Source organism: Streptomyces sp. NBC_01408 (assembly GCF_026340255.1).
In the GTDB taxonomy this organism is placed as follows: domain Bacteria; phylum Actinomycetota; class Actinomycetes; order Streptomycetales; family Streptomycetaceae; genus Streptomyces.
Map to the genome: position 1 here is coordinate 3,670,829 of NZ_JAPEPJ010000001.1, position 20,140 is coordinate 3,690,968.

Sequence of the window (20,140 nt, forward strand, 5' to 3'; positions counted from 1 at the left end):
CCTGCGCGTGACAAGGGGCGAGCAGAGGAGAGCAGGGGTATGACGACGACCGAGCCGGCGGGCCCGATCACGGCGGCGCCGGTCAAATCGGCGGTGCGCACGGTCCTGTTGCTGGAGCACTTCGCGGCGCATCCGGGACTGCACAGCCTGGCCGACATCCAGAACGATCTCTCCCTGCCCAAGTCCAGCCTGTACATGCTGCTGCGCACCCTGGTGAACCTGGGGTGGGTGGAGACGGACGCCACGGGGACGCGGTACGGGATCGGCGTACGGGCCCTGCTGGTCGGGAGCTCGTACATCGACGGCGACGAGGTGGTCGCCGCGGCCCGGCCCACCCTGGACCGGCTCTCCGACGACACGACCGAGACCATCCACCTGGCCAGGATGGACGGGACCAGCGTGGTCTACCTCGCCACCCGGCAGTCCCAGCACTACCTGCGGCCCTTCACCCGCGTCGGGCGGCGGCTGCCCGTGCACTCGACGGCCCTCGGCAAGGCGCTGCTGGCCACGCACACGGACGAAGAGGTGCGCAGACTGCTGCCGCGGCGGCTGGAGGCGGTCACCGAGCGCACCGTCACGGACCGGGAGCAGCTGATCGAGGAGCTGGCGCTGGTGCGGGAGCAGGGGTACGCGGTGGACCGGGAGGAGAACACGCTGGGGCTGCGCTGCTTCGGGGTGGCCGTGCCGTACCGGACGCCGGCGCGGGACGCGGTGAGCTGCTCGGTGCCGGTGGCCCGGCTGACGCCGGGGCACGAGCAGGTGATCAAGGCGGCGCTGTTCGAGGCGCGGGACCGGCTGTCGGTGGTGACGCGCCGCATGTGAGGCGCGGACGGCCTCGGATGAGGCAGTCTCCCCCGCGCGGGGGAGACGGTTCCCCATCACGGGGGACGTGGTGGGGCCGCGCGCACGGGACCGTTGGGTCATGACCAAACGAGCCGTTCACACGATGCGCACACTGCACTCGGAGCACTCGGAGCACTCGGAGCACTCGGGGCACTCGGGGCACTCGGACTACGCGCCGCGGCCGGTGCGGTCCGTCCCCGGGCAGGGGGCGTGGCGGCGGGCCCTGGCGGTGGCGGCGCTGGCGGCCACGGTCCCCTACCTCACCCTCAAGACCGCCTGGCTGGCGGGGAGCCGGATCGGCATACCGGACGGCAGCGTGCTGCTCGACCCGGAACCGTTCCTCATCGCGGCGAACGCCGTCACGGTGGTGATGGACGCCTGCGTGATCCTGCTCGTGCTGGTCCTCACCAGACCCTGGGGGCTGCGGGTGCCTGCCTGGCTGCTGACCGTCCCGGTGTTCGTGGCGACCGGGCTGCTGGCCCCGATCGTCACCGGGTTCCCGGGCCAACTCCTCGTACGCCTGCTCGGCTTCGGGGAGGACCCCGCCGCGAAGGCGCTCCGCGAGCCCTTCCTGGACCCCTGGGTGTTCAACGTCGTCTACACCGGATTCGGCATCCAAGGACTCGCCCTGGCCGGGCTGTTCGTGCCCTATGCGCGGGAGCGCTGGGGCCGGCGGTGGCAGGGCGTGCTGGGGCCCCGGCTGCCGTCGTCCACGGGGGTGGTGGCGGCAGCCGCGGCAGCGGCCGGCCTGGCGGTGGCGGCGGTGTACGTCTACTGGGCCCTCGGGGGGACGGCCGGTCTGGGAGCCGAGCGGGCGGCAGCCCACTCGGCGGACACGGCCATGGTTTCCGGGATCCACGCGATGTGCGCGCTCGCCGCCGGAGCGGGGGCGCTGATCCTGGCCCGCGGCGGGGCGCTCCGCGCGCGGTGGCCGCTCGGCCTCGCCTGGATCGGTGCGGGGGCGGCCCTGAGCTGGGGGACCTGGATGCTCGCCGTGTCGGGGGGACCGCAGCTGGACGGTGGCGAAGGGCCCCCGGCTGCGGCCCTGTTGACCTACGCTGGCCAGATGATCACCGGATCGCTCGCCGTCGCAGTCCTCACCCGGTTCCTCATATCCCGTCGCGAGGGGTGATGCGTGCGGGCCTGGGCGGGTTGCTGGGGGCGCGGGCCAGGCTGCGCTGGGTCCACCTGATACTCGGCGGGGCCCTGCTGATGCCGTACTTCCTCCTCACCCAGGTGGGGGTCGGAATGGTGGCCGGCGGGGTCAACGCCCTCAACTCCTTCCCGCTGGCCCTCGCCGCCTACGCGGCCGCCCTGCCGCTCGCCGCGGCCACCGCCGTCTTCGGACTGGTACGGCCGCTGTCGGTGACGGCCGTCCGGGCCATGTGCGGGGTGCCGGGGGACCGGTTGGCCGAGGGGCCGGCGAGGTCCTGGGCCGCCCGGGGCCGGACCTCCGCCTGGTGGACCCTGCACCTCGGGGTCGGCGCCCTGGTCAGCGGGCTCACGCTCGCGGTGCCGCCCATGGGGGTCGTGTTGATCGCGCTCCCGTTCGTGAGCGGGCTGCAGGAGGCCCGGCTGGGGCTCGGCTGGTTCTCCACCGGCGCCCAGCCGTACGTGGCACCGCTGCTCGGGATCGGCCTGCTGGCGGGGCTGGCGCTCTGCGCCGCCGGGGCCGCGGCGCTGCTGGCCCGGCTGGCCCCCGTACTGCTGGGCCCGACTGCGGCGGACCGGTTGGCGGCGGCCGAGGAGCGGGCCGCCGACCTGGCCGTGCGCAACCGGCTGGCCCGGGAGCTGCACGACGCGGTCGGGCACGCGCTGAGCGCCGTCACCCTCCAGGCGGTCGCCGCCCGGCGGGTGCTGGAGCGCGACCCCGAGTTCGTCCGGGAGGCACTGGCCGCGATCGAGGACACCACCCGGCGGACGGTGGGCGAGCTGGACGCCGTGCTGGGCCTGCTGCGGGACGGGGACCCGGCCCGGCCGGACGCCGCGTTCGCGCCGACGCTGGCCGCCGACCTCGACGGGCTGCTGGCACGTACCCGGGCGGCGGGCACCACCGTCACCGCCCACCAGGACCCCGGGCCCGCCGGGAACTGGGCGCAGCTCCCGGAGATCGTCTCCCGCGAGGCGTACCGGATCGTCCAGGAGGGCCTCAGCAACGCCCTGCGGCACGGCTCGGGCCCCGTGGAACTGCGGATATCCGTACGGGGCGGAGAGGGCAGCGGCCACCCCGTACCCACTGACCGGCGCGAACACCCTGAACAGCGTGAACTGGAGATCAGCATGACCAACCCACCGGCCGCACCCGAAGCCCGGGAGGCCCGCACCACCGGGGGCCGCGGGCTGCGCGGCGCGGCGGAACGGGCCGCGCTGCTCGGCGGCCGCGTCGAGGCGGGCCCGTACGAGGGCCGCTGGCGGCTGCGGGCCGTCCTCCCGCTCGCCGGGGGCAAGCGGTGACCCCGGCGGGAGCGGCGCCCCGGCCGCCGCTGCGCATCGTGCTCTGCGACGACGAGCGGATGGTCCGCACCGCCCTGCGCGTCATCCTCGACGCCGAGCCCGACCTGGAGGTCGTGGGCGAGGCGGCGACCGGGGCCGAGGCCGTGCCGCTGGTCCGCTCACTGGCCCCCGACGTGGTGCTGATGGACGTCCGGATGCCCGAGATCGACGGCATCCGGGCCACCGAGCAGATCCTCGCCACCATGGCCGAGCCGCCCCGCATCGTGGTCGTCACCACCTTCGAGAACGACGACTACGTCTACGACGCGCTGCGGGCGGGAGCCTCGGGTTTCCTCCTCAAGCGGGCCGAACCCGACGAGCTGACCGGCGCGGTCCGGCTCGTCGCCCGCGGGGACTCGCTGCTCTTCCCGGCCGCCGTCCGCTCCCTGGCCTCGGCCCGCGCGGAAGCCGCCCGGCCCGCCGCCGCGCCCTGGGTGGCCCGGCTCACGGACCGCGAGGCCGAGGTGCTGCGCCTGATGGCCGCCGGACTGTCCAACCAGGAGATGAGCGGGAGCCTGGGAGTGGGAGCGCAGACGGTCAAGACGCACGTCGCCTCCGTGCTCGCCAAGACCGGCTCCCGGGACCGCACCCAGGCCGTCATCGCCGCGTACGAGGGGGGCTTCATGAAGAAAAGCTGAGAACCCCGCCACAAACGGGGCAGAGCGGAACGGCTGGGGCCGCTGAAGCGTCTTTCCGGGGGATGAACAAGACGATCAGGCGTGCGTCGGTCTTCTGTCTGCTTCTGGTGCTGGCCCTGCTGGTCCGTGTCACCTGGGTGCAGGCATACCAAGGCCAGGCCCTCGCAGACGACAAGCACAACCGGCGGAATCTCATCGGGCAGTACGAGAACCCGCTGGGCAACATCATCGTGGGCGGGGAGGCGGTCACCGGTTCGACGAAGACGGGCGGCAAGGACTTCGGGTACAAGCGGACGTACACCGACGGTCCGCTGTACGCGCCGATCACCGGCTACAGCTCCCAGGCCTTCGGCACGAGCATGCTGGAGGGCGTCTACAAGAACGTCCTCAACGGCTCGGACAGCCGGCTGAAGACCGTGATGGACATGCTCACGAACAAGCGGGCCGATCCGGGTGACGTACTGACCACCATCGACCGCGACGTGCAGAAGGCCGGTTACGACGCGCTCCAGGGCAAGCAGGGCGCCGCCGTGGCCATCGACCCCGCGACGGGCCAGATCCTCGCCGTGGTGAACAACCCCTCCTTCGACCCGGGGCGCATCGCCGGGGCCAATGACGACAAGGCCTGGCAGGAACTCTCGGCCGACAAGGGCAAGGCCATGGAGAACGTGGCGCTGCGCAAGCCGCAGGCGCCCGGCTCCACCTTCAAGCTGGTCACCCTCGCCGCCGCGATCGAGAACGGCCTCGTCACCAGCGTCGACCAGCAGACCGGAATCCCGGCCCCCTACACGATTCCCGGCACCACCACCAAGCTGCCCAGCGAGGCCGGGGACGAGGCCTGCAACAACGTTTCAGCGCGCACGGCCCTCAAGCTGTCCTGCAACAACGTCTTCGCGGAGCTCGCGTACAAGCTCGGCCAGGACAAGATGCGCGCGATGGCCGAGAAGCTCGGGTTCAACACGCAGATCGACACCCCGGTCCGCACCAACCCGCCGAGCAAGTACCCGTCGAAGAAGATGTCGATCGACCAGGTCGCGCAGACGGGCATCGGCCAGTTCGACGTGCAGGCCACCCCGCTCCAGATGGCGATGGTGACGGCCGCGATCGAGAACGGCGGCAAGCTCGTCGCCCCGCACATGGTCTCCGAGGTCACCGACGCCAACGGCAATGTGCTGGAGAGCTTCAAGAACCCCAAGTCCCAGCAGGTCATGAGCGAGAAGACCGCCTCGATGCTCCAGGACGCCATGAGGACGGTCGCCACCGAGGGCGGCGGCAAGCCGGCCCAGGTGGCGGGCGCCGAGGTGGGCGGCAAGACCGGCACCGCCCAGCGCGGTGTCAACAACAGCCTCGCGCCGCTGGCCTGGTTCACCTCGTACGGGAAGGTGAACGGCAAGCAGATCGCCGTGGCCGTGGTGATCGAGAACTCGGACACCGACCGCTCCGAGATCGGCGGCGGCAAGCTGGCGGCCCCGATCGCCCAGAAGATGATGGCGGCGTGGCTGAAGAAGTAGCCACGCGGGCGGCACAGCCGACGCGCCGGGAACCGCCGAGGCTCCCGGCGCGTTTCCCTTTCCATGATCAGAGCTGCGCACGCCGCCGACCTCGACGCCATCGCCGCACTGCACACCCGGGCCCGTGCCACCTACTACCAGGGCCACATCCCCGAGCAGGCCTACGCGGGTGACGCCGAGATCCGGCGGACCCGCGAGGGCTGGTCCCGCGCCGTCGCCCGCACCACCGCCGACGGCGGCGGGGTGCTCTGCGCCGAGCGGGACGGCGCCCTCACCGGGGTCGCCGCCTTCCGCACGGAGGACGGCCAGACCACGCTCACCCAGCTCCACGTGGACCCGGACCACTGGCGCCGTGGCACCGGGGCCGCCCTGCACGCGGCCTGCCTGGACGCCTGGCGCCGCGCCGGGATACGCCGGGTCCGCCTCGAGGTCTACGAGAAGAACCTCCGCGCCCAGGCCTTCTACGCGGCCCACGGCTGGCGCCCGGACCCCGCCGCACCCGGCACCGGCTCCCACCGCGTCCTCTGGCTCACGGTCCCGGAGCCGTCCGGGCAATGAGAGGCTCCGGCCTTCCTCGCCACCGCCACCGCCACGGCCACCGCCACGGCCGCCGAGCAGTTGCTGACACATGCGCTCGGGGTGCGGACACCGGCCTTCGCGGAGAAGCTGGAAGCGACCGGCACTCCGTAGAGAGGACCTCCCATGTCCATGCTCGACAAGCTCAAAGGTCTGATCAAGGGACACCCTGACCAAGCCAGCCAAGGAGTCGAGAAGGCCGGAGACGCCTTCGACGCGAAGACCGGTAACAAGTACCAAAGCCAGGTCGACACGGCACAGCAGAAGCTCAACGAGCAGATCGGCAACGAGCCCCCCACCCCCGGGGAGAGCCGGCCGCCGCAGAGCTGACACAACTTCCGGACCTGCGTGTCCGAGTGGGTGAACGGGTACGAACACGGGGACCGCGCGCGGCTACGTGGTGGCGCGGTCCCCTCGTGTTGCCCGTCCGGGGAATGAGACGCTCCGCCGGGTGGTTGAAGGGGGAACTGTATTGGTTCCCCCGGACCCGGAGAGAAGAAGGATCATGCGCGTCGAGATCTGGAGCGACATCGCCTGCCCGTGGTGCTACATCGGCAAGGCCCGTTTCACCAAGGGACTGGCCGAGTTCGCGCACCGCGACGAGGTGGAGGTCGTCTTCCGGTCCTTCGAGCTCGACCCGAACGGCCCCAGGACCTCCCCGGTGCCCGTGGTGGAGATGCTCGCCAAGAAGTACGGCCGCACCCTGGAGGAGGCGCGCGGCATGGAGGAGCACGTCGCGGGCAGCGCCCGCGCCGAGGGGCTGGTCTACCGCACCGACGGGCGTGACCACGGGAACACCTTCGACATCCACCGCCTGCTGCACCTGGCCGCCGCGCGCGGCCGCCAGGAGGAGCTGCTCGACCTGGCCTACCGGGCCAACTTCGGCGAGGAGCGGTCCGTCTTCGACCCCGAGGTGCTGGTCGCCCTCGCCGTGGAGGCCGGGCTCGACGAGGCCGAGGCCCGCGCCGTGCTCGCCGACGGGTCCGCGTACGCCGCCGAGGTCCGGGCCGACGAGCGGGAGGCGGCCGAGCTGGGCGCCAACGCCGTGCCGTTCTTCGTCCTCGACCGCCGCTACGGGATCTCCGGCGGCCAGCCCGCCGAGGTGTTCACCCGGGCCCTGGAGCAGGCGTGGGCCGGGCGCGAGGTCGCGGAGCCGGCGGCCGGGGCCGAGGCCTGCGAGCCCGACGGGGCGTGCGCGGTCCCGCGTTCCTGACCCGCTCCGGGAGTGGGGCCTGCGACCCACCCATAAGGATGCCTTGGGTGGATCACGGAAAACTAGGCAATGGACTTTGGGTCGATCCTGGCGCAGAGTGGACGGCATGGATCTTTCGCTCCCCGAAGCGGCCCGTGCCGAGTTCGCACATTCCACCACCTACCTCAACACCGCCACGTGCGGGATCCTCCCGCGTTCCGCCGTCGCGGCCGTACGGGAACTGGCCGAGGCGGCCGGGGCCGGACTCCCCGCCGGATTCGGCGACTTCGACCGGGTGAACCGGGTCCGGGCCGCCTTCGCCCGGCTGGTCGGGGTGGACGAGCAGCGGGTCGCCGTCGGCTCGGCCGTGTCCACCCATGTTGGCCTCGTCGCGGCGTCCCTCCCCCCGGGCGCCGAAGTCCTGTGCCCCGAAGGGGAGTTCGCCTCGGTCATCAACCCCTTTGTGGTCCGGGGCGACCTCAAGGTCCGCTTCGCGCCGCTGGAGGCCATCGCCGAGAACGTCGGCCCGGGCACCGCCCTGGTCGCGCTGAGCGTCGTACAGTCCGCGGACGGACGTACGGCGGACCTCGCCGCGGTGCGCGCCGCGACGACCGCGCACGGGGCCCGGATGCTGGTGGACGCGACGCAGGCGGCGGGCTGGCTGCCCTTCGACGCCTCGCCCTACGAGTACACGGTCACCGCCGGGTACAAGTGGCTGCTCGCCACCCGCGGGGTCTCCTACCTGACCGTCTCCGAGGAGGCCCAGGACACCCTCACCCCGCTGCACGCCGGCTGGGTGGCGGCCGAGTCGATGTGGGACGCCACCTACGGCCCGATGCCGCAACTGGCCCACGGGGCAAGGCGGTTCGACGAGTCCCCGGCCTTCCTCGCCTACCACGCGGCCGAACCCTCCCTGGCCCTGCTGGAGCGGATCGGCATCGAGGCCGTGCACGCGCACGACACCGCCCTCGCCGCCCGCTACCGGGCCGGACTCGCCCGCCTGGGCCACGAGCCCGTGCCGGGCGACGCGCCCATCGTCGCGGTCCCGGGGCTCGCCGACCGGCAGCCCGCCCTGCTGGCCGCCGGGATCGCCACCGCCGCCCGCGCGGGCGCCCTGCGGGCCTCGTTCCACCTCTACACCACCGAGGCGGACGTCGACCGCCTCCTGGACGCCCTGTCGGGCTGAAGGGCTGAAGCGCGGAAGGGCTGAGGGCCTGACGGGCCGCCGGGCAGGGGCGGTCCGGCTCGCCCGCCCCGCTACGCCGCCCCCGACCCCGCCCCGCTACGCCGCCCCCCGACCCCGCCCCTCCGCGGCGGCCCCGAGCAGGTCAGAACAGGGTGTCCGCCCAGGCCGACTCCGCCGCCGCCAGGGCGGTCTCCACCGCCCCCGCGGGCGCCGACAGCGCGGCCCCCAGGGCCCTCAGGCAGTCCCGGACCACCGCGACGGAGGCCGCCGGGCCGTAGTGGTTGACCCGGATCATCTCCTGGGCCAGCGCCCCGCCCCCGGCCGCGAGGGGCAGGGCCGGGTCGGCGGCCAGCGCCTTGGCCGCCACCAGCGAGGCCTCGGCCACGCGCAGGGTGGTGGCCACCGGGGCGGCCTCCGGCACCCGGCCCACGTACGGGGTCACGCCCAGCGCCTGCGCGCCCGCGCGGGTCGCCGCCGCCGCGGCCGCGTGGCGGGCCATCACCGCGGGCAGCCCCTCGGCCGCGATCCGGTCGAGGCAGGCCTCCAGGGCGAGCATCTCCAGCTGCGCCGGAGCGTGCAGCAGCGTCTTGCGCCCGCCGTCGATCCAGCGCTCCTTCCAGTCCAGCAGGGAGAGGTACGAACGGCGCGGCGCCGCCGGGTTCTCGGCGAACCGGGCCCAGGCACGGTCCGACACCGACACCGCCGACACGCCGGCGGGGCCGCCCATCGCCTTCTGTGCGCCGATCACGCACAGGTCCACGCCCCAGGCGTCCGGCAGCAGCGGCTCTGCGCCCACCGAGGCCACCGCGTCCAGCATGAACAGCGCACCGTGCTCCCGTACGGCCTCGCCGATCTCGGCGACCGGGTTGGTGTTGCCCGTCGCCGCCTCCGCGTGGACGAGCGAGACGAAGTCGATCCGCGGGTGGTCGGCCATCGCCCGGGCCACCTGACCGGCCGTCACCGCCGTGTCGAAGGGCACCTCCAGGTCCACCACGGTCGCCCCGCAGTCGCGCAGCCAGTTGCCGAAGGTGGTCCCGTAGGGGCCGGTGACCACGTTCAGGGCCGTCGAACCGGGCCGCGCGCCCGAGCGGATGCAGCCCTCCAGGGGGAGCAGCGCCTCGCCCTGGGTGATCACCACGTCCTGCTGGGTGGACAGCAGGTCCGCGACCCCCTGTTCGATCGACGCGAAGCGCTCCGCGGTCAGCGGCGGGAGGTCCAGGAGGGGGTGGGTCACGGTGGTGCTCTCTTCGTCCGGGGCTACCCGCAGAGCGTACCGAGCACGCCCGTACAGTGCCGACATGAGCGATGTGAGCGACGGGACCGGCGTGAGCGGCGTGAGCGACGTGCTGCACGTGAAGGGGCGGGTGCTGGTCGGGCCCGACGAGGTCCGCGACGAACTCTGGGTGGTCGGCGGGCGGATCTCCTACGAGCGCCCGCCCACCGCCCGCGACGTCACCACGGTAACCGGCTGGGCGCTGCCCGGCCTGGTCGACGCGCACTGCCACGTGGGCCTGGACTCCCACGGCCCGGTCGACGCCGGGACCGCCGAGCGGCAGGCCCTCGCCGACCGCGACGCGGGCACCCTCCTCATCCGCGACGCGGGATCCCCCTCCGACACCCGGTGGATCGACGACCGCGAGGACCTCCCGAAGATCATCCGGGCCGGCCGGCACATCGCCCGCACCCGGCGCTACATCCGCAACTACGCGCACGAGATCGAGCCCGCCGACCTCGTCGCGTACGTCGGCCGCGAGGCCCGGCGCGGCGACGGCTGGGTGAAGCTGGTGGGGGACTGGATCGACCGCGAGGTGGGCGACCTGACGGCCTGCTGGCCGCGCGCCGAGGTCGAGGCTGCCATCGCCGAGGCCCACCGGCTGGGCGCCAGGGTCACCGCGCACTGCTTCTCCGAGGACTCGCTGCGCGACCTGGTCGAGGCGGGCATCGACTGCATCGAGCACGCCACCGGGCTCACCGAGGAGGCCATCCCGCTGTTCGCGGAGCGCGGGGTCGCCATCGTTCCGACGCTGGTGAACACCGCGACCTTCCCCACGCTGGCGGCGTCCGGCGAGGGGAAGTTCCCGAAGTGGTCGGCGCACATGCGAAGGCTCCACGAGCGGCGCTACGACACCGTCCGGGCGGCCCACGACGCGGGCATCGCGGTGTACGTCGGCACCGACGCGGGCGGCTCCCTGCCGCACGGCCTGGTCGCGGCGGAGGTCGCGGAGCTGGTGAAGGCCGGGATCCCGCCGCTGGACGCCCTGTCGGCGACGGCCTGGGCGGCCCGCGCCTGGCTGGGCCGGCCCGGGCTGACCGAGGGGGCACCGGCGGACCTCGTGGTCTACGGGGCCGATCCGCGGGCCGACGTACGGGCGCTCGCGCAGCCGCTCCGGGTCGTCGTGAACGGCGCCGTCCGGGCCTGAAGCTCCTAGTGCTGTGGCCGGCAAACCTTTCCGGCCACACCACTAGGCGGCGCCCGCGTTGACCGCGCGTGACATCGGCGGCCCGGCAGTCGTTATCAACGTCCGCACGGGCGGCCCGTGTCGGCCGTCCGTGTGAGACGAGGGAACTCGCGTTCCTCCTGAGGCGTAGAGATTCGAAAATATGAGTGGAAACCACCCCTTGGGGTGAACTCACGCCAGGTTGCCGCCCGTTCACTCTCGGTGCGTAAAGATTCCGGGGTCGAGGCCGTCGGCGCGCGCAATGTCCCCCATTGGCGGCGCGACGGCACCCATCTCCCTGGGGGTTCCACCATCTTGAACAGCAACACCTTCCGCATGCCCGCGGCCGTCCTGCTCGCCACGGGGGCGTTAGCCCTGCTCACCGCTCCGCCCGCCCTCGCCACGGGCGGCGCCGGCGCCGGGAGCGAGGGCAAGGCGGGCGCCGTCGTCCTGCGCGCCGGACTGGACGTGGGCCTGCTCAACAAGACCGTGCACGTCCCGCTGAAGACCACGCTCAACGAGGTCAGTGCCCCGGCGACGGCCGAGAAGACGGCGCTGACCGTGACCCTGGACGGGGTCGAGGGAGGCGCGCCGGTCCGCGTCCTGAAGGCCGACGTGGCCACCTCCAAGGCGACCGCGGACAAGAACCGGGCCGAGGCGGAAGCCACCCTCGCCAAGGCCAGGGTGCACGTTCCGGGTCTGCCGTCCCTCTCCCTCATCGAGGTGGAGAAGGTCACCTCCAAGGCCGTCTGCGAGGCCGGCAAGAAGCCCGTGGCCAGCTCGAACGTCCTCGGGACGGTGACCGCGCTGGGCAAGAAGGTCACCCTGTCGGCGGGCGGCCCCACCAAGGTCGAGGTCCCGGGCGTCGGCCTGGTCAGCCTGGAGCTGTCCGGTACGGAGACCACCTCCACCACCGCCGCCGCGGCCGCGCTGCGCCTGAAGGTGTCGGTGAACCCGCTGAACCTGAACGTGGCGCAGGTCGACGGCGAGGTCGTGCTCGCCGAGGCGCACTGCGAGTCCCCGAAGGGCCCCGCCCCCACCCCCTCCGCCACGCCGGACGCCAAGCCCGACATCAAGCCCCAGACGGGCACCGGGACGGGAAGCGGAACCGGGGCGGGTATCACCACCGACGCCAACCTGGCCGAGACCGGCGGCGGTTCGCTGACCCCGTACGTCGCGGGCGGGGCGCTGGTCCTGCTGGGGATCGGCGCGAGCGCCCTCGTCGTGACCCGCCGGAACAGGGCCTCGTAGCGGTGGACCGCGGGGTCAGCGCTCCGCGCGCGTCAGCCCCTGTCCGCCCGCGCCGCGTGACATCACGGCCTCGGTGACCTGCTTGTCGATCCGGGCGTACTCGGCGCGCTTGGCCTCCGGGAGCGTGGTGTCGGAGGCCGAGCAGGAGGCGCAGACGACGCGGAAGGGCGGGCCCATGTCCGAGTACTGCGTGAGGTATTCGGCCTTCACCACCTCCCAGCGGCCCGGATGCGCCGCCGCCGGGGCGAAGGTGAAGCGGGGGACCGAGGACTGGTTGCCGCGCAGTTTGTCGGCCGGTACGAAGCTCGCGACCTGGTCGCCCATGCCGAAGACCACCCAGGTGCCGTTGATCTTCTCGTAGGGCTGCGGCACGTGGTTGTGCGTGCCGATGATCAGGTCGATGTCGGCGAGCCCGTCGGCCGACCGCGAAGCGGTCAGCGCCTGTGCCAGGTCACGCTGTTGCTGGTCGGGTGCTGTCTGCCACTCGGTCCCCCAGTGGACGCTGAGCACCACCACCTGCGCGCCCGCGGCCCGGGCGGCGCGGGCGTCGGCGATGATCCGGTCCTGGTCGATGAGGTTGACCGCCCACGGCTTGTCCTGGGGGAGCGGGATGCCGTTCGTGCCGTAGGTGTACGACAGCTGGGCGACCTTGGCGCCGCCGGCCGCGAGCAGGGCGGGGGCCTTGGCCTCCTCCGCGCTGCGGGCGGACCCGACGTGCGGGATGCCGACCCGGTCGAGGTGTTCCAGGGTGCGGGCGAGGCCCTCGTAGCCGTCGTCCAGGGTGTGGTTCGAGGCGGTGGAGCAGCTGTCGTACCCGGCGTCCTTGAGGGCGTCGGCCAGCTGGTGCGGGGCCTTGAAGGTGGGGTAGCCGGTGTAGGGGCCGCCGGGCCGCCCGTACGGTATCTCGTGGTGGCATATCGCCAGGTCGGCGGCGGACACCAGGGGTTTGACCCCCGCGAGTATCTTTCGGAAGTCGTACTCCCCGGCCTTCTCCGCGTCCTGCGCGGACCGCTGGACGATCGACGGGTACGGGATGATGTCGCCGGTCGCCACCAGGGTGAACGGCTGCCGGGCGGGGGCGGTCGCGCCCGGCTCCGCGGATCCGGCCCCGGGCTTTGCCCCGAGCCGCTGCTCCGTGGCCGGGGAGCCGCGGTCGAGCAGCTTCGGGACGGCGTAGATCCCGCCGCCCACGAGGGCCAGCCCCGCCACGGCGGCGCCTATGCGCGCGGATGCCTTCATGATCGCCATTGCCCCCTGTTGTCGCACCGCTCGGTGCGCGGCCCCTGCCGCCCCGCCGCGCAGGCGTCATCGTAGGCACGCCGTCCCGCATACGCCGTCCGGGGCACGCCGTTCGAGCCAGGCCGTCCGGGGTACGCCGCCCGGGGTATGCCGTCCGGTGGGCCAGGCCGTCCCGGGTCCGGCGGCAGGTCAGGGCGCGGCCAGCGCGAGGGCGTGGTCCATGGCCTGGAGCAGCCGGCCCGTCGTCGCCCGGTCGCGGACCGCCAGGCGCAGCCAGGAGTGGTCCAGCCCCGGGAAGGTGTCCCCGCGGCGCACCGCGAAGCCCAGGGCGCGCAGCCGGACCCGTACCTCGGCGGCGCCCGCCACCTGGATCAGGACGAACGGGCCCTGCGCCACCCCCGTCACCTGGATCTCGTCGAACTCCGCGAGCCCGGCCAGCAGGTGCGCCCGGTCCACCGCGATCTGCCGCGCGGCCTCCTCCGCCTCGGCCAGCGCCGCCGGGGCCATACAGGCCTCGGCCGCCACCAGCGCCGGGGTCGACACCGGCCACAGCGGCTGTGCGGCCGCCAGCTTCGCGATCACCTCGGGCTCGGCCAGCACGTAGCCGATCCGCAGCCCCGCCAGCCCCCAGGTCTTCGTCAGGCTCCGCAGCACCACCAGCCCCGGCAGGTCCATCCGCCCGGCCAGGGCCTCCCGCTCGCCCGGGACGGCGTCCATGAAGGCCTCGTCCACCACCAGGATCCGGCCCGGCCGGGCCAGCGCGGCCAGGGTGTCCGCCGGGTGCAGGACGGAGGTCGGGTTGGTCGGGTTGCCGATCACCACGAGGTCGGCGTCCTCCGGCACCGCCGCCGGGTCCAGCCGGAAGCCGTCGGCCGCCCGGAGCACCACCCGTCCCACCCGGTGGCCCGCGTCCCGCAGGGCCGCCTCCGGCTCGGTGAACTGCGGATGCACCACCACCGGCCGTACGGCGCCCAGGGCGCGTGCGATCAGCACGAAGGCCTCCGCGGCCCCGGCCGTCAGCAGCACCCGCTCGACGGGCAGCCCGTGCCGGGCGGCCACCGCCGCGCGGGCCGCCCGTCCGTCGGGGTACGCGGCGAGATCGCCCAGGGAGGCCGCGATCCGCTGCTCGAGCCAGGCCGGGGGCGTGTCCGCCCGTACGTTGACCGCGAGGTCCACCAGCGCGGCGCCCGCGTCCACCACCTCGGCGTCCCCGTGGTGGCGCAGGTCGTGCGCGCAGACCGTGGCCACCGCGCAGGTCGCCGCCACCGAGCGCCGCTTCGGTACGAGGAGCTCCCCGCCCCCGGCGAGCGCGGCCGCCTCCGCGACGGACCGGGTCCCGGCCGCCTCGCGAGCGGCCTCCGAGGGGTGCGGCACCTCGATCGCCGCCAGCTCGTCGGCCGGGTAGCTGAGGAGGGGCACGCCGAAACGTTTCGCCGCGCCGGTGATCCCCGCCTCTCCCGCCTTCGACTCCACCGTCGCCAGCGCCGTCACCGCCCCCGGGGCCAGCCCGGCCCCCCGCAGCGTCTCCTCGACCAGGGCGCAGACCTCCGCCACGGAAACCCCCGCGCGTCCGCCGACCCCGACCACCAGCTGCGTCGCGTACTCGCCCACCGGGGGTCCTCCCTCCGTAGTCACCGTCACCGGAACCTCACCGACACCTCACCGCCACCGGAACTCACCGACGCCTCACCGTCACCGGCCGCTCGTCAACAGTGCGAAGCCCGCCACCCGCGCCGGGACGTGCACGCGGAGCGCGGAGTCGGTATTCAGGGGCACATGGCCGTGATCGTGGCGTTGGGCGCGTTCCTGATGACCCTGGCGGGCGGATGGACGGCGCAACGCGTCACCGACCGCCGCCACCTCGTGCTGGGCCTGGCCGGCGGGCTGATGCTCGGCGTGGTCGGCCTCGATCTGCTCCCGGAGGCGCTGCACGCGGCGGGCACCGAGGCATTCGGAGTCCCGCTCGCCCTGCTGCTGTTCGTGGCCGGGTTCCTGGTCGCGCACGTCGTGGAACGCGTACTGGCCGTCCGCCAGGCCGCGCACGGCGCCGAGGACGGCGCCCGCGTCCCCCAGGTCGGGCTCACCGCGGCCTCCGCGATGGTCGGCCACAGCTTCGCCGACGGCGTGGCGCTGGGCGCGGCCTTCCAGGTCGGCGGCGGAATGGGCGTAGCCGTGGCACTGGCCGTCATCACCCACGACTTCGCCGACGGGTTCAACACGTACACCCTCACCAGCCTGTACGGGAACGCCCGCCGCAAGGCCCTGCTGATGCTCTTCGCGGACGCCGTCGCCCCTGTCGTGGGGGCGGCGTCCACTCTGCTCTTCACCCTTCCGGAGGAAGCGCTCGGCGCGTACCTGGGCTTCTTCGGAGGAGTCCTGCTGTACCTGGCCGCCGCCGAGATCCTCCCCGAGGCGCACCACAAGCACCCCGCCCTGTCCACGCTGATGTGCACGGTGGGCGGAGTGGCCGGGATCTGGCTCGTGGTGGGCATCGCGGAGTGATCTCACGGCCGGTCCGCCGCCGCTGCCACGAACCGGAGGGCGACGGAAGGCTCCGCAGCCCAGTGCGTGTGCAGGTAGCTGGCGTGCACACCCTGCTGTACGAAGCCCTCGACGCGCCGCTCGGGATGCGTGAAGCCCCAGGCCGGCGCGGCCCCCGCGCCCGGCTCGATCACCGTCCGGTGGAACTCGTGCCCGCGCAGCCGGGTCCCGGCCGCCGCGAGCGTGCTGTCGGACACCGCCACCGCCTCGCGGTAGCCCAGCGTGAGGCGCTCCGACATCCGCGCGTCGGCGTCCAGCACCCCGCACATCGGCTTCCCGTCCAGCGACTGCGCGAGGTACAGCAGCCCTGCGCATTCGGCGGCCACGGGGGCGCCCTGCGCGGCGAAGCGGGCCACGGCCTTGCGCAGCGGCTCGTTGGCCGACAGCTCGGGCGCGTACACCTCGGGGAACCCGCCGCCGATCACCAGGCCGGCGGCTCCCTCGGGGAGCGCCTCGTCCCGGAGCGGGTCGAAGGTGACGACGTCCGCCCCTGCGGCTTGCAGCAGCTCGGCGTGCTCGGCGTACGAGAACGTGAACGCGGCCCCGCCTGCGACGGCGACGACCGGTCGTGCACCGGGGCTCCGCCCCGGACCCCGCGCCTCAAACGCCGGCGGGGCTGGATTCGGCTGACGCAGTCCGCCTGGATGGACGTTGCCGCGCAGCGGCACTTCCAGAGCCTCTTGCGGAGACCAGGCTTCGCAAGACAATGCCGGGGCCGTCCGGGCCAAGGCCATCAGGGCGTCCAGGTCGCACCCCGCCCGGACCTGCTCCGCCAGCGCGGCAACCGCGGCGAGCGCGTCCGACCGCCGCTCGGCGACCGGCACCAGCCCCAGGTGCCGCGAGGGCGCGGCCACCTGCGGAGCCCGCCGCAGGACGCCGAGCACCGGCATCCCCGCCTCCTCCAGCGCCTCGCGAAGCATCGTCTCGTGCCGGTCGGAGCCGACCTTGTTCAGGATCACGCCCCCCAGCCGCACCTGCGGGTCGAAGGAGGCGAAGCCGTGCACCAGCGCCGCCACCGACCGCGACTGCGAGGAGGCGTCGACCACCAGCACCACCGGCGCCCGCAGCAGCTTTGCGACGTGCGCGGTCGAAGCGAGCTCGCCCCGCCCGGCGGCCCCGTCGTAGAGCCCCATCACGCCCTCGACCACGGCGAGGTCGCACCCGGCCGCCCCGTGCGCGAACAGCGGGGCGACCAGCTCCGGCCCGCACATGAAGGCGTCGAGGTTGCGCCCCGGGCGGCCGGTGGCCAGCGCGTGGTAGCCGGGGTCGATGTAGTCGGGCCCGGCCTTGTGCGGGGACACGGCGAGGCCGCGCTCCGCGAAGGCCGCCATCAGGCCCGTCGCGACGGTCGTCTTGCCGCTGCCGGACGAGGGCGCGGTGACGACCAGCCGCGGGATGTGGAGCGAGGTCACCACTCGATGCCCTTCTGGCCCTTCTGGCCGGCGTCCATCGGGTGCTTGACCTTGGTCATCTCGGTGACCAGGTCCGCGAACTCCACCAGCTTCTCGGGGGCGTTGCGCCCCGTGATCACCACGTGCTGGGTGCCGGGCCGGTCGCGCAGCACCTGGATGACCTCGTCGACGTCGATCCAGCCCCAGTGCATCGGGTACGCGAACTCGTCGAGCACGTACAGCTTGTGCGTCTCGGCGGCCAGGTCGCGCTTGACCTGCTCCCAGCCCTCCTTGGCCGCCTGCTCGTTGTCGAGCTGCGCGTCCCGCTGGACCCAGGACCAGCCCTCGCCCATCTTGTGCCAGACGACCGGGCCGCCCTCGCCGGAGGCGCCGAGCACCTTGAGCGCGTTCTCCTCGCCGACCTTCCACTTCGCCGACTTGACGAACTGGAACACCCCGATCGACCAGCCCTGGTTCCAGGCGCGCAGCGCCAGCCCGAAGGCCGCCGTCGACTTGCCCTTGCCGGGGCCGGTGTGGACGAAGACGAGCGGGCGGTTGCGGCGCTGGCGCGTCGTGAGTCCGTCGTCCGGAACGACGGACGGCTGTCCCTGCGGCATTACGCGGCCCTCCTGTTGCTGGTGTGCGAAGCGGGAGATGTCACTGATGTACGTACGTTCTTCACGAGTCCGGCCAGCGAGTCGGCCCGCAGCCCGTCGAGCGTGACGGCGGGTGCGCCGAGGTCGCCGGCCAGTACCCCTGCCAGTCCCAGCCGGACCGGCCCGGACTCACAGTCCACCACCACGGACGTGACCCCTTCGGAGGCCAGCAGCCGGGCGCTGCGGGACGAGAGGGCGCGCGGGTCGCCGCCGAGCGAACCGGCGGAGGTGGCCCGGCCGTCGGTGACCACCACGAGGAGCGGGCGCCTGCTCGGATCCCGCAGCCGCTCGATGCGCAGCACCTCGCGGGCCTTCAGCAGTCCGGCGGCCAGCGGGGTGCGGCCGCCGGTGGGCAGCCGCTCCAGCCGGGCCGCGGCCGCGTCCACGGAGGAGGTGGGCGGCAGCGCCAGCTCGGCGCCGGAGCCGCGGAAGGTGACCAGGCCGACCTTGTCCCGGCGCTGGTAGGCGTCCAGCAGCAGGGACAGCACGGCGCCCTTGACGGCGCCCATGCGCTGCCGGGCGGCCATGGAACCGGAGGCGTCGACGAGGAAGAGGACGAGGTTGCCCTCGCGGCCCTCCCGCGTCGCCTGCCGCAGGTCGTCCTTGCGCACGACGAGACCGCGGCCGGTGCGCCCGCGGGCCTTCTGGTGCGGGGCGGCCGCGTGGACGGTGGCCGCCAGGTGCAGCTTCGTCAGATGCCCGCGGGGGCGCTGGGCGCCGGTGGTCCGGCCGTGCGCGGTACGGGCGCGCGAACGCCGCCCGGCCGCGCCCTCGCCCAGGCCGGGCACGCTCAGCATCTTGGTGCGGAACGGCTCGGTGGCCCGTACGGCGGCCTGCTCGGGCCCGCCGGCCTCCTGGGCGGAGGGCTGGGTGGCCCCGGGGGCGTCCGACGGGGCCTCGGCGCTCTCCGGCGGGGACTCCGGGGGCGCGGAGTCCGACGGGGCTTCCGGGGCCTTGGGGCCCTCACCCTGCGGGGGCACCCCGCCGCCGCCGTCGGGGCCGCCGCCGTCGTCGTCCGGATCGGTTTCCGGGTCGGTCTGCGGATCGGGGTCCGGGCCGCTCGAGGGGTCGGGCTCGTCCTGCGGTTCCTCGTCGGCGAACTGGTCGAGGATCTCGTCCAGCTTGTCCTCGTCCAGGCCCGGCGCGTCGAACGGCGCCCGCCTGCGGCGGTGGGGGAGCGCCAGCAGGGCTGCCTGCCGTACGTCCTCCTTGCGCACCTCGGTCCGCCCGGCCCAGGCCGCCAGAGCGGTCGCGGTACGGGCCATCACGATGTCGGCCCGCATCCCGTCGACCTCGAAGCCCGCGCAGGCCGCGGCGATCTGCAGCAGCGCGGTGTCCCCGAGCCGCACGCTCGGCAGCAGCGCCCGCGCCGCCACCACCCGGTCGCGCACCTCGTGCTCGTCACCGGCCCAGCGGGTCGCGAAACCGGCCGGGTCGTCCTCGTAGGCGAGCCGGCGGCGGACCACCTCGACCCGCTGCGCGGGCTCGCGGGAGGCGGCCACCTCCACCGTGAGCCCGAAGCGGTCCAGGAGCTGCGGCCGCAGCTCGCCCTCCTCCGGGTTCATCGTGCCGACGAGCAGGAAGCGGGCCGCGTGACGTACGGAGACGCCCTCGCGCTCGACGTAGGACGCGCCCATCGCGGCCGCGTCCAGGAGCAGGTCGATCAGGTGGTCGTGGAGGAGGTTGACCTCGTCCACGTACAGGATCCCGCGGTGGGCATCGGCCAGCAGGCCCGGCTCGAAGGCCTTCACGCCCTCCGCGAGGGCCCGTTCGATGTCGAGCGCGCCGACGAGACGGTCCTCGGAGGCGCCCACCGGCAGCTCCACCATCCGGGCCGGCCGCGCCGTCCCCGGTCCGGCCTCGTGCGGGCCGTCCGGGCAGGCCGGGTCCGGCGCAACGGGCGCGCACGAGAACCGGCATCCGGAGACGACGGCCACCTGCGGCAGCAGCGCCGACAGCGCGCGCACGGCCGTGGACTTGGCGGTCCCCTTCTCGCCGCGCACGAGTACACCACCGACCGCGGGGCTGACAGCGTTCAGCAGCAGTGCCAGCCGGAGGTCGGCCTGGCCGACCACTGCGGTGAACGGATAGGGCGTACTCATGTGCTCACTCCTTCGTGGGTGCGGACCGTGCCTGGGGCTCCGCCCCGGACCCCGCGCCTCAAACGGCGGCGGGGCTGGATCTG

Annotated in this window: 18 protein-coding genes; 12 read left to right on the forward strand and 6 right to left on the reverse strand. The window is 73.9% G+C overall.

Annotated elements, in window-relative coordinates; genetic code table 11:
• The first annotated feature begins 39 nt into the window (after nucleotides 1–39).
• From OG447_RS16715 to OG447_RS16755, 9 genes are all read left to right on the forward strand, one after another.
• Nucleotides 40–822 carry an IclR family transcriptional regulator gene (locus tag OG447_RS16715; protein WP_266937386.1) on the forward strand — a complete coding sequence of 261 codons (783 nt, stop codon included), beginning with the start codon at nucleotides 40–42 and terminating at the stop codon, nucleotides 820–822.
• A gap of 100 nt (nucleotides 823–922) precedes the next feature.
• Nucleotides 923–1,975 carry a hypothetical protein gene (locus OG447_RS16720; RefSeq protein WP_266937387.1) on the forward strand — a complete coding sequence of 351 codons (1,053 nt, stop codon included), beginning with the start codon at nucleotides 923–925 and terminating at the stop codon, nucleotides 1,973–1,975.
• Nucleotides 1,975–3,297: a sensor histidine kinase gene (locus tag OG447_RS16725; RefSeq protein ID WP_266937388.1), complete on the forward strand. Its 1,323-nt coding sequence runs from the start codon at nucleotides 1,975–1,977 to the stop codon at nucleotides 3,295–3,297. Before OG447_RS16720 ends, OG447_RS16725 begins: the two co-directional genes overlap by 1 nt.
• The gene (locus OG447_RS16730) at nucleotides 3,294–3,974 is read left to right on the forward strand and encodes a response regulator transcription factor (protein ID WP_266937389.1); all 681 of its coding nucleotides are present in this window, start codon (nucleotides 3,294–3,296) and stop codon (nucleotides 3,972–3,974) included. Before OG447_RS16725 ends, OG447_RS16730 begins: the two co-directional genes overlap by 4 nt.
• A 62-nt stretch (nucleotides 3,975–4,036) precedes the next feature.
• Nucleotides 4,037–5,485, forward strand: a complete 1,449-nt coding sequence (locus tag OG447_RS16735) for a penicillin-binding protein 2 (protein WP_266937390.1) — start codon at nucleotides 4,037–4,039, stop codon at nucleotides 5,483–5,485.
• Between the two features lie 63 nt (nucleotides 5,486–5,548).
• Complete coding sequence (locus tag OG447_RS16740; protein WP_266937391.1) at nucleotides 5,549–6,043, forward strand: GNAT family N-acetyltransferase; 495 nt, start codon at nucleotides 5,549–5,551, stop codon at nucleotides 6,041–6,043.
• 144 nt (nucleotides 6,044–6,187) lie between these two features.
• Entirely contained in the window at nucleotides 6,188–6,391 is a 204-nt protein-coding gene (locus OG447_RS16745) for an antitoxin (protein ID WP_266937392.1), read from the forward strand.
• A gap of 175 nt (nucleotides 6,392–6,566) precedes the next feature.
• Nucleotides 6,567–7,274 (forward strand): DsbA family oxidoreductase, encoded by a 708-nt coding sequence (locus tag OG447_RS16750; protein ID WP_266937394.1) that lies wholly within the window; start codon nucleotides 6,567–6,569, stop codon nucleotides 7,272–7,274.
• A gap of 106 nt (nucleotides 7,275–7,380) precedes the next feature.
• Nucleotides 7,381–8,439, forward strand: a complete 1,059-nt coding sequence (locus OG447_RS16755) for an aminotransferase class V-fold PLP-dependent enzyme (RefSeq protein ID WP_266937395.1) — start codon at nucleotides 7,381–7,383, stop codon at nucleotides 8,437–8,439.
• 142 nt (nucleotides 8,440–8,581) lie between these two features.
• Here OG447_RS16755 and OG447_RS16760 read toward each other — a convergent pair whose 3' ends face one another.
• The gene (locus OG447_RS16760) at nucleotides 8,582–9,673 is read right to left on the reverse strand and encodes an alanine--glyoxylate aminotransferase family protein (protein WP_266937396.1); all 1,092 of its coding nucleotides are present in this window, start codon (nucleotides 9,671–9,673) and stop codon (nucleotides 8,582–8,584) included.
• 64 nt (nucleotides 9,674–9,737) lie between these two features.
• On the opposite strand from OG447_RS16760, the gene OG447_RS16765 reads away from it, so the two are divergent.
• Complete coding sequence (locus OG447_RS16765; RefSeq protein WP_266937398.1) at nucleotides 9,738–10,859, forward strand: amidohydrolase family protein; 1,122 nt, start codon at nucleotides 9,738–9,740, stop codon at nucleotides 10,857–10,859.
• 333 nt (nucleotides 10,860–11,192) lie between these two features.
• The gene (locus tag OG447_RS16770) at nucleotides 11,193–12,128 is read left to right on the forward strand and encodes an SCO1860 family LAETG-anchored protein (RefSeq protein ID WP_266937399.1); all 936 of its coding nucleotides are present in this window, start codon (nucleotides 11,193–11,195) and stop codon (nucleotides 12,126–12,128) included.
• 15 nt (nucleotides 12,129–12,143) lie between these two features.
• Here OG447_RS16770 and OG447_RS16775 read toward each other — a convergent pair whose 3' ends face one another.
• Complete coding sequence (locus OG447_RS16775) at nucleotides 12,144–13,367, reverse strand: CapA family protein (RefSeq protein WP_266937400.1); 1,224 nt, start codon at nucleotides 13,365–13,367, stop codon at nucleotides 12,144–12,146.
• Nucleotides 13,368–13,556: 189 nt separating this feature from the next.
• Nucleotides 13,557–14,978 (reverse strand): Rv2231c family pyridoxal phosphate-dependent protein CobC, encoded by a 1,422-nt coding sequence (gene cobC, locus OG447_RS16780; protein WP_266937401.1) that lies wholly within the window; start codon nucleotides 14,976–14,978, stop codon nucleotides 13,557–13,559.
• Between the two features lie 165 nt (nucleotides 14,979–15,143).
• Between cobC and OG447_RS16785 the strand changes: the two genes are divergently transcribed.
• On the forward strand, nucleotides 15,144–15,869 hold the full coding sequence (locus OG447_RS16785) for a ZIP family metal transporter (RefSeq protein ID WP_266937402.1): 726 nt from the start codon (nucleotides 15,144–15,146) through the stop codon (nucleotides 15,867–15,869).
• A gap of 2 nt (nucleotides 15,870–15,871) precedes the next feature.
• Here the strand turns inward: OG447_RS16785 and OG447_RS16790 are convergent, their stop codons facing one another.
• Genes OG447_RS16790 through OG447_RS16800 form a run of 3 tightly spaced genes read right to left on the reverse strand, consistent with a single transcriptional unit; the run spans nucleotide 15,872 to nucleotide 20,057 of the window.
• Nucleotides 15,872–17,323 carry a cobyrinate a,c-diamide synthase gene (locus OG447_RS16790; RefSeq protein ID WP_266937404.1) on the reverse strand — a complete coding sequence of 484 codons (1,452 nt, stop codon included), beginning with the start codon at nucleotides 17,321–17,323 and terminating at the stop codon, nucleotides 15,872–15,874.
• Nucleotides 17,317–17,916 (reverse strand): cob(I)yrinic acid a,c-diamide adenosyltransferase, encoded by a 600-nt coding sequence (gene cobO, locus OG447_RS16795; RefSeq protein WP_266937406.1) that lies wholly within the window; start codon nucleotides 17,914–17,916, stop codon nucleotides 17,317–17,319. Before cobO ends, OG447_RS16790 begins: the two co-directional genes overlap by 7 nt.
• A complete protein-coding gene (locus OG447_RS16800; protein WP_266937407.1) occupies nucleotides 17,916–20,057 on the reverse strand; it encodes a putative cobaltochelatase in 2,142 nt (713 codons plus the stop codon). The genes cobO and OG447_RS16800 overlap by 1 nt, the downstream gene beginning before the upstream one ends.
• Nucleotides 20,058–20,140: the final 83 nt, after the last annotated feature.

Coding starts and splice junctions, on each gene's coding strand:
- OG447_RS16740 (WP_266937391.1), top strand. CDS start 5,549: ATGATCAGAGCTGCGCACGCCGCCGACCTCGACGCCATCGCCGCACTG.
- cobO (WP_266937406.1), bottom strand. CDS start 17,916: ATGCCGCAGGGACAGCCGTCCGTCGTTCCGGACGACGGACTCACGACG.
- OG447_RS16800 (WP_266937407.1), bottom strand. CDS start 20,057: ATGAGTACGCCCTATCCGTTCACCGCAGTGGTCGGCCAGGCCGACCTC.
- OG447_RS16715 (WP_266937386.1), top strand. CDS start 40: ATGACGACGACCGAGCCGGCGGGCCCGATCACGGCGGCGCCGGTCAAA.
- OG447_RS16775 (WP_266937400.1), bottom strand. CDS start 13,367: ATGAAGGCATCCGCGCGCATAGGCGCCGCCGTGGCGGGGCTGGCCCTC.
- OG447_RS16745 (WP_266937392.1), top strand. CDS start 6,188: ATGTCCATGCTCGACAAGCTCAAAGGTCTGATCAAGGGACACCCTGAC.
- OG447_RS16725 (WP_266937388.1), top strand. CDS start 1,975: ATGCGTGCGGGCCTGGGCGGGTTGCTGGGGGCGCGGGCCAGGCTGCGC.
- OG447_RS16785 (WP_266937402.1), top strand. CDS start 15,144: ATGGCCGTGATCGTGGCGTTGGGCGCGTTCCTGATGACCCTGGCGGGC.
- OG447_RS16720 (WP_266937387.1), top strand. CDS start 923: ATGACCAAACGAGCCGTTCACACGATGCGCACACTGCACTCGGAGCAC.
- OG447_RS16755 (WP_266937395.1), top strand. CDS start 7,381: ATGGATCTTTCGCTCCCCGAAGCGGCCCGTGCCGAGTTCGCACATTCC.
- OG447_RS16765 (WP_266937398.1), top strand. CDS start 9,738: ATGAGCGATGTGAGCGACGGGACCGGCGTGAGCGGCGTGAGCGACGTG.
- OG447_RS16735 (WP_266937390.1), top strand. CDS start 4,037: ATGAACAAGACGATCAGGCGTGCGTCGGTCTTCTGTCTGCTTCTGGTG.
- OG447_RS16750 (WP_266937394.1), top strand. CDS start 6,567: ATGCGCGTCGAGATCTGGAGCGACATCGCCTGCCCGTGGTGCTACATC.